Here is a 1782-nt window from a genome sequence, read left to right as displayed (position 1 = left end):
GCACAAATGGTCGGGCTGTCCGTGCGCCAACGAGGCACGCGCCACAATAACGCACCCTTCCAGCCTGTTATGATTTTGCGGCATCCGTTCTCCAGGCACCTCCAGTTCCTTCTTTCCCGATGTCATCTCGTCGCCCTTCCTCGCAAGCTGCTCGGTCGTTGTCTCACAAACCGCTCAGCAAAGAGATGCTGCTGCCCCTGCCTCCGTCGGCGGCGCAGACCGTCGCGTTATCGAATCACTTGACGTTCGCCGCCTGTCGGGGCGCTGGATCGGCCTATCTTTTCAACGAGCTTATCCAACTCGTCTACGGCACGTTCTTTGTGCAAGATGCGGGTTATGGCGACACGGATGTAATTATTTATGCACGCGCTGAAGCGGCTCTCGAGCGCGGCTTGGAACGCGCCGAGGTAGAGCGACGATGGAACCTTGAGGCGGCGGATCTGCCGTTGTTCGAAGCGTTGTTGCAGCAGGCAGACCGACAACTAGCGAGCGCGCCAAGATATGTTCACGTTGCTGCACGGGACAGGCTCAAACGGTTCGCCACTAGCGGGCGCGCCTCGCCGCTCCCGTCCACGGCGGCACGCCACTAATCGCAATCGGCCACTCTGCGCGAAAGTGCCCATTAGCACCACACTCTACGCGTGCGTGGCGATAGTCGCTCAACCCGAACGACGGCCGATATAATGGACCGCGGAAATTTCACGCATTGCACCGGAGTTCTCCTATGAGCCAAACCCGCGGACCGAATGCGGGATATCGGGGCAAGCCAAACAGTCGGCGCCAACCTCATCACCTGACGAATCAGAAGCACCCAGCGCGAGACAATTCTCCTTCAAGAGAGACTAATGGCGGAGCGACGCCGGCGTCGATTATTAAGACTCGTTCGTTGAAAGTCCTCGTCGATGCGATCGGCGCAGAAAATATCGCGTTGGGGCTCGATTCCAGCATGAGCCGGATCGCCGAACTGATGCGCGGCGAGCGATTTACGCCCGAAACCGCCTTCCACATGGAAACGACGCTTGGGCTACCTTCCGGCTTTTTCGACCAACTTCATCCGGTCCTTTCGCCGGAGACGATTGCGCGCCTAAAAGCGCCGCTCGAGTTCGTCCATGCGGACGAGACCGTCGATGGAGGTGGCATCGAGCACGCACCCCTTCTTCCAAGTGCGCAGGAGCCATCGCTGCTTGTCAGCAGTTTGTCCAAGGATACGACCATGCCGTCTAAGAGTTCGAAAGAAGCGTCGGGTGCGACCAAGACCCGTGCCAAAAAGGCGTCTGCGCAGGCAAGCGGTCGGGCTGCAAGAGCAGAAGATTCGCCCCCACCGCACCAATCGCATCAAGCGGCCGGGCGGAAACAGGCGCGTCCAAACGGCGGTGTGACCGTCGAGCGCATCAGGCAGGCCAACCTTCAGGTTCTCACCACGCGCAACGGTTCGAAGGTCAAGCTCGGCGCAGTCTTGGGTTTGAGCGGATCGAATATGGCGCACCGACTCCACGGTAAAAAGCGCATGGATGATGCTGAAGCCGAGCGCTTCACCGCTGGGCTTGGCTTGCCTGCGGGGTGGCTGGACACACCCCGCGCCGAAGCCGATATTCCCGAGTCAGTCGCGCAGCTGCTCGCGCCCGCATCACGCGCGCGCGCGCCGGGTCAAGCACAGGCGCCCACCGCCGCGGCGGCGTATGAGGACACACCGGTCGCAGCCACTCCGACGAGCGAAAACGATCGAGCTGTACCTAGCATCACGAGCGATCCGCACACCGAGCCATTGCCAACTGATGCGGC

General features: G+C 60.8%; 2 protein-coding genes. Both read left to right on the top strand.

Annotated elements, in window-relative coordinates:
* The first annotated feature begins 185 nt into the window (after nt 1-185).
* Nucleotides 186-590, top strand: a complete 405-nt coding sequence (locus QCE73_RS39300; RefSeq protein WP_309886201.1) for a hypothetical protein — start codon at nt 186-188, stop codon at nt 588-590.
* Between the two features lie 296 nt (nt 591-886).
* Nucleotides 887-1782: hypothetical protein (locus QCE73_RS39295; protein WP_309886199.1), on the top strand; the 896-nt coding region annotated here is incomplete at its 3' end.

Origin of the sequence: Caballeronia sp. LZ029 (assembly GCF_031451275.1) — a bacterium.
Lineage (GTDB): Bacteria > Pseudomonadota > Gammaproteobacteria > Burkholderiales > Burkholderiaceae > Caballeronia > Caballeronia jiangsuensis.
This window is presented reverse-complemented; position numbering and strand designations above follow the sequence as displayed.

Excerpts from the sequence above, each read along its gene's own strand:
- QCE73_RS39300 (WP_309886201.1), top strand. The coding sequence starts at position 186 with ATGCTGCTGCCCCTGCCTCCGTCGGCGGCGCAGACCGTCGCGTTATCG.